The 5,701-nt window shown below is 67.3% G+C and carries 5 protein-coding genes and 2 pseudogenes; 4 read left to right on the forward strand and 3 right to left on the reverse strand.

Going from position 1 to position 5,701, the window contains the following annotated elements; genetic code table 11:
• Positions 1-294 (forward strand): annotated as a pseudogene (locus AC5RUJ_RS09865) (dihydrodipicolinate synthase family protein); the annotation flags it as partial.
• An 89-nt stretch (positions 295-383) separates the two neighbouring features.
• Here the strand turns inward: AC5RUJ_RS09865 and AC5RUJ_RS09870 are convergent.
• The 3 genes from AC5RUJ_RS09870 to AC5RUJ_RS09880 are packed head-to-tail and all read right to left on the reverse strand — an operon-like array spanning position 384 to position 2,939.
• A complete protein-coding gene (locus AC5RUJ_RS09870; RefSeq protein ID WP_494023133.1) occupies positions 384-1,319 on the reverse strand; it encodes a COX15/CtaA family protein in 936 nt (311 codons plus the stop codon).
• A 4-nt stretch (positions 1,320-1,323) separates the two neighbouring features.
• The gene (locus tag AC5RUJ_RS09875; protein WP_494076029.1) at positions 1,324-2,070 is read right to left on the reverse strand and encodes an ABC transporter permease; all 747 of its coding nucleotides are present in this window, start codon (positions 2,068-2,070) and stop codon (positions 1,324-1,326) included.
• Positions 2,067-2,939 (reverse strand): ABC transporter ATP-binding protein, encoded by an 873-nt coding sequence (locus AC5RUJ_RS09880; RefSeq protein WP_494155810.1) that lies wholly within the window; start codon positions 2,937-2,939, stop codon positions 2,067-2,069. Before AC5RUJ_RS09880 ends, AC5RUJ_RS09875 begins: the two co-directional genes overlap by 4 nt.
• A 176-nt stretch (positions 2,940-3,115) precedes the next feature.
• On the opposite strand from AC5RUJ_RS09880, the gene AC5RUJ_RS09885 reads away from it, so the two are divergent.
• The 3 genes and pseudogenes from AC5RUJ_RS09885 to AC5RUJ_RS09895 form a co-directional block, all read left to right on the forward strand.
• Entirely contained in the window at positions 3,116-3,895 is a 780-nt protein-coding gene (locus tag AC5RUJ_RS09885; protein WP_494109226.1) for a helix-turn-helix transcriptional regulator, read from the forward strand.
• A complete protein-coding gene (gene sufB, locus AC5RUJ_RS09890; protein ID WP_493999653.1) occupies positions 3,895-5,379 on the forward strand; it encodes a Fe-S cluster assembly protein SufB in 1,485 nt (494 codons plus the stop codon). Before AC5RUJ_RS09885 ends, sufB begins: the two co-directional genes overlap by 1 nt.
• Positions 5,379-5,701, forward strand: a pseudogene (locus tag AC5RUJ_RS09895) (Fe-S cluster assembly protein SufD); the annotation flags it as partial. The gene sufB and the pseudogene AC5RUJ_RS09895, both read left to right, overlap by 1 nt.

Here is a 5,701-nt window from a genome sequence, read left to right on the forward strand (position 1 = left end):
GGGCCGATTGCCGTGCTGCCGGCGCATTACCGGGTGCTGCGCGACGCGGTGCTGGCCGGAGATGAGGAAACCGCGGCCGCGGCACGGGCCGCGTTGGCCCCGCTCATGGCCTATTTCGCGTCGCTGCGCCCACTCAGCAATCTCTACTCGCTGGCGAGGGCCGCCGGGATCGATGCGGGCGATCCGCGGCTGCCGCTGCACCCATTGCCCGGGAGCAGCCGCCGCGAACTCGCGCGCCTCCTGGAGGATATCGAGGCGTTCCGCCCGGCTGACCGGGCGCCGGCAGGACAGTAGCGGCGGCTTCGCCGCCCGGCCGGACTAGAGCGGGAACTTGCCCGCCGACCGGCGGACTAGAGCGGGAACTTGCCCGCCGCCGGGCCGGACTAGAGCGGGAACTTGCCCGTCGAACGGTCCCAGACGTTCGTGGCCGCGACGGTCAGCAGGGCGGACCCGAGCATGTGCAGCAGCACGAGGCCGACGGGCAGGCCGGTGAAGTGCTGGAGGTAACCGATGCCGCCTTGCAGCACGACCACGGCGGCCAGCCACCAAAGGGCGGTGCGCAGTTGCGGGGAGGTGGCGCGGCGGTAGGCTAGCACCAGCGCCAGCACTATGGCCGCGACCAGCAGGTAGACCGGCACCACGTGGATCCGCGTGACCAGGTCGGCGCTGAAGTCGTGCCGCGGGGCACTGGCGTCGCCGGCATGCGGGCCGGTGCCGGTCACGATCGTGCCCAGCACGATGGAGGCAGCGGAGGTAGCGGCGATGGTCCAGCCCAGGGTTGCCTGGATGCGCGGGACCGGAGCAACTGCCACGGCGGAGCGGCCGCGCAGGTACATGCCGGTGCGGTTCACCAGCAGCGTGGCCACGGCCACGAGTGCCGCCGAGGCCAGGAAGTGCAGGCTCACCACCCACGGGTTAAGGTCGGTCCACACGGTAATGCCGCCGATCAGGGCCTGCACCGGAATGACGCACAGCAGGGCCACCGCCAGGCCGAACAGGGTGCGGTGCGAACGGCGCATCCGCCACAGCGACACGAGCATGGCCACGGCGATAATGACCAGGATGAACGTCAGCGTGCGGTTGCCGAATTCGATCAGCCCGTGGATGCCCATCTCCGGCGTCGGCGTCATCGAACCGGGCACGCAGTTGGGCCACTCGGAGCAGCCCAGGCCGGACTTGGTCAGCCGCACGGCGCCGCCGGTGATGATGATGCCCATCTGCGATACCAGCGAGGCGATGGCCAGCCCGTGCACGGTTCGAGTGACCGAGACGGGCAGCCGATCCTTGAGGTCGCGGGACTTCGGGGTGGCGGTGGTCATTGACTTAGCTCCATTTGAACCAGCGGATGGCGGCAAGGCTGGCCACTACGGTCCAGGCCAGCAGCACGATTGAGGCGGTGAGATTGAACTGCGCGTCGATCAGGGCGCTGCGCAGGGCGTCGCCCAAGGCCGTCGAGGGCAGCACGTGGGCGGCCGGCTCGAAAACGTCAGGCCAACTGGCCACCGGAAAGAGGATACCCCCGGCCGCCGCCAACAGCACCCACAGCAGGTTGGTGATCGCCAGCGTGGCTTCCGGCCGGACGGTACCGGCGATCAAAAGGCCCAGCGAGGTGAAAGCCGCGGCACCGAGCACCAATTGGGCGGCCGCCGGCAGGAGGCCGCCGAGCGCGGGCTCCCATCCGAGGAAGACGAGGGCTGTCCCGCCCACCACCACCACCTGGATGACCATGATGGCAAGCACGGCGAGGATCTTTCCCAGGATCAGGCCGCTCTGTCCCAACGGCGTGGTGGACAGGAAGCGGAGGACCCCGTAGCGGCGGTCGAAGCCGGTGGCGATTCCCTGGCCGGTCAGGGCCGTGGATACCGTGCACAAGGCCAGGACGCCCGGGGCGGCCATGGCGATCCTGTCGTCCGTGAAGGTGTCCAGCAGCGGCGTGACGGTCAGGCCGATGAGCGCCAGGAGCGGCAGGATGATGGCGATCAGCAACTGCTCGCCGTTGCGAAGCATGCCCAACGTCTCGTAGCGGCCCTGCAGGGCGATCCGGCGGATCAAGGCGGCGGGGGCGCTCATCGCAGGTCCTTCCCGGAAATATCGAGGAAGACATCTTCCAGTGAGCGCGGTGCCATGTGGATGGAGGCCGGCATGACATTGTGGGCCGCCCACTCCGCCGCCAGGGCGGCCAGCAGCGCGGGGGTTATGTGGCCGGCCACCATGTAACGGCCGGGAACGTTTTCGACGGCGGCGAACGGCTCGGGCAGGGCGAAGGACAGGCCCGGGACGGCATCGAACGTCAGCAGGCGTTCGACGCCGGCACTCTCGTCCGTGGCCGCCGTGAGTTCGGCCACCGTGCCGTGCACCACGGTCCTGCCGGCATCGATGATGAAGACATAGTCGGCCAGCCGCTGCGCGTCGTCCATGAGGTGCGTGGTGAGGATGATGCCCAGCCCCTCGGCCCGCAGTTCCTGGATCAGGTCGAACACCACGGCCCGGGACTGCGGATCCAGGCCCGCGCTCGGTTCGTCCAAAAAGAGGACCTCCGGATCGCCGACCAGGGCGGCGGCCAGCGCGACCCGCTGCTTTTGGCCGCCGGAAAGCCTGCGGATGGGTGTGTTGGCGAAGCCGTTGATACCCAGCCGCTCCGCCAGTTCGTCTACGCTGCGGGCGTCCCGGTACATCCCGGCAACATGCTGGAGCAGGGCCAGCGGCCGGATGGCCTGCGGCAGGCCGCCTTCCTGCAGCATGACGCCCACCCGGCTGCGCAGCTCGGCTCCCGCCTGGTAGGGATCCTGGCCGAGCAGGCGGACCGTCCCGCCGCTGGGGCGCATCAGGCCCTGCGCGCAGGCTAAGGTGGTGGTCTTGCCCGCGCCGTTGGGCCCGAGCAAGGCCGTGACCTGCCCGGGATAGGCGCGCATGTGGACCCCATCGATCACGCGGATCATCTTGTTGTCCAGGGCCTCCACCGGTCCCAGATCTTTCACGAGTCCCTGGATGTCCAGGCAGGGTTCGGAGGTAGGCACCCGAACATTCTACGGGACGTAGAGCGGTCGACGCAGAGCAAGCTTCGCTAAGGCCTGCCTTACTGGTAGCGCGGAATAGAATACGTCATGATTGTGTTGTGTATTCCATGACCAGTAGTGCTTCTTTGCGCGCCCAGGCACCGGAGTCCGAGGAGCGGACCCGGGACCGGGTGTTGAATGCCGTTTTGGAACACGGACCCGTCAGCGCCGCCGGGCTCGGCGAGATACTGGGCTTCACGCCCGCGGCCGTGCGGCGCCATCTGGATGCCCTGTCCCGCAAGGGCCTGATCGAGGTCAAGCTCACCGCGAATTCGGCCACCGGTGCCGGTCGCCCGGCCCGCAAGTACGTTCTAAGCCGGCAGGGCCAGACGCGCCTCGGCAACGACTACCTGGATATTGCGCGCACCGCATTGGCGGCCCTGGGCGAGGCTGCCGGCCGCGAGGCGGTCGCTGAGTTCGCGCGGAACCGATACCGGGACATGGAAGAACGCTACCGCCCGGTGGTGGAGGCCGCAGGGCCCGGAATTGAAGAGCGGGCCAAGGCGCTGGCGGAGGCGCTGAGCGCCGACGGCTTCGTCGGGTCCACCAACGTGGTGGGAACCCAGGCGCCGCACAGCACCATGCTGGCCGTTCAGCTGTGCCAGGGGCACTGCCCGGTGCAGCAGCTGGCAGCGGATTTCCCGGATTTCTGCGACAGCGAAACCGAAGTTTTTTCCCGGCTGCTCGGGGTGGATGTCAGGCGACTGTCCACGCTGGCCAGCGGGGGACATGTGTGTACGACCCACATCCCGGTGGGTCGAACAAGGTCTGCGGTTCGACCCGTCGAACCGGCGACAGGCACGAGACGAGTATCCATCAATCTGCAAGAGAGGCCGTGATGACGGACCAAGTGGATCAGAGCATGAGGAACGCGGTCGGGACGACCGATGTAGCCGACACCACCATTTCCGAAATCCTGGAAAAGAACCCCGAGCTGCATGGCATCGGGACCTACGAATACGGCTGGGCCGACGCCGACACCGCCGGCGCCAACGCCCGCCGCGGTCTGAACGAAGAAGTGGTCCGCGACATCTCCGCCAAGAAGGGCGAGCCGCAGTGGATGCTGGACCTGCGTTTGAAGGGCCTGAAGTACTTCGACCGCAAGCCGATGCCCACCTGGGGCGCCGACCTGTCCGGCATCGACTTCGACAACATCAAGTACTTTGTCCGGTCCACGGAGAAGCAGGCCAAGACGTGGGAGGACCTGCCCGAGGACATCCGGGTCACCTACGAAAAGCTGGGCATCCCCGAGGCCGAGCGTGAGCGCCTGGTTTCCGGCGTCGCGGCCCAGTACGAGTCCGAGGTCGTCTACCACCAGCTGCGCGAAGACCTGGAAGCCCAGGGCGTCATCTTCCTGGACACCGACACCGGCCTGAAGGAACACCCGGAGATCTTCCAGGAGTACTTCGGCTCGGTCATCCCGGTGGGCGACAACAAGTTCGCCTCGCTGAACACCGCCGTCTGGTCCGGCGGCTCCTTCGTCTACGTCCCCAAGGGCGTCCACGTCGATATCCCGCTGCAGGCCTACTTCCGGATCAACACCGAGAACATGGGCCAGTTCGAGCGCACGCTGATCATCGCCGACGAAGACTCCTACGTGCATTACATCGAGGGCTGCACGGCGCCGATCTACAGCTCGGACTCGCTGCACTCCGCCGTCGTCGAGATCATCGTGAAGAAGGGCGCGCGCGTCCGGTACACGACGATTCAGAACTGGTCGAACAACGTGTACAACCTGGTGACCAAGCGGGCCATCGCCCACGAGGGCGCCACCATGGAGTGGGTCGACGGCAACATCGGCTCCAAGGTCACCATGAAGTACCCGGCGGTCTACCTCACCGGTGAGCACGCCAAGGGCGAAACGCTGTCCATCGCCTTCGCCGGTGCGGGCCAGCACCAGGACACCGGCTCGAAGATGGTCCACATTGCGCCGAACACGTCCAGCGCGATCGTGGCCAAGTCCGTGGCGCGCGGCGGCGGCCGCTCGGCCTACCGCGGCCTGGTCCAGGTGCGCGAGGGCGCGAAGAACACCAAGAACAGCGTGGTCTGCGATGCCCTGCTGGTGGATACCATCTCGCGCTCGGACACGTACCCGTACATCGACGTCCGCGAGGACGACGTCACCATGGGCCACGAGGCGACCGTGTCCCGGGTCAGCGAAGAGCAGCTGTTCTACCTGATGACGCGCGGCCTGGCCGAAGACGAAGCAATGGCCATGATCGTGCGCGGTTTCATCGAACCGATCGCCCGCGAGCTGCCGATGGAATACGCCCTCGAGCTGAACCGCTTGATTGAACTGCAGATGGAAGGATCCGTAGGTTAATGACTGAGATCACTGAGAAGGCACGCATCGGTGCTCCGGCCATCGACGGATTCACGGAGGAAGGCGAAAATCTCTCCCCGGCCAACGCTGCCGCAGGCCCGCTGGCAGGCGACAGCGCCAAGAGCCACAGCCACGGAGGCGGCGTCGGTGTTCCGGACAGCTCCCGCGCCGGCCGCCTGACCTCGTACAAGTCGGAAGACTTCGGCCCGCTCACCGGACGCGAAGAAGACTGGCGGTTCACGCCGCTCAAGCGCCTGCGCGGCCTGCAGAGCGACGCGCTGACCGGTACCGCCCCGGCCGTCACCGTCACCGGCCCCGAAGG

The sequence above is a fragment of the Arthrobacter sp. Y3223164 genome (genome assembly GCF_059091005.1).

What these genes read in the sequence shown, in the direction of transcription:
- AC5RUJ_RS09870 (WP_494023133.1), bottom strand. Translation starts at nt 1,319, where the DNA reads ATGACCACCGCCACCCCGAAGTCCCGCGACCTCAAGGATCGGCTGCCC.
- AC5RUJ_RS09875 (WP_494076029.1), bottom strand. Translation starts at nt 2,070, where the DNA reads ATGAGCGCCCCCGCCGCCTTGATCCGCCGGATCGCCCTGCAGGGCCGC.
- AC5RUJ_RS09880 (WP_494155810.1), bottom strand. Translation starts at nt 2,939, where the DNA reads ATGATCCGCGTGATCGATGGGGTCCACATGCGCGCCTATCCCGGGCAG.
- sufB (WP_493999653.1), top strand. Translation starts at nt 3,895, where the DNA reads ATGACGGACCAAGTGGATCAGAGCATGAGGAACGCGGTCGGGACGACC.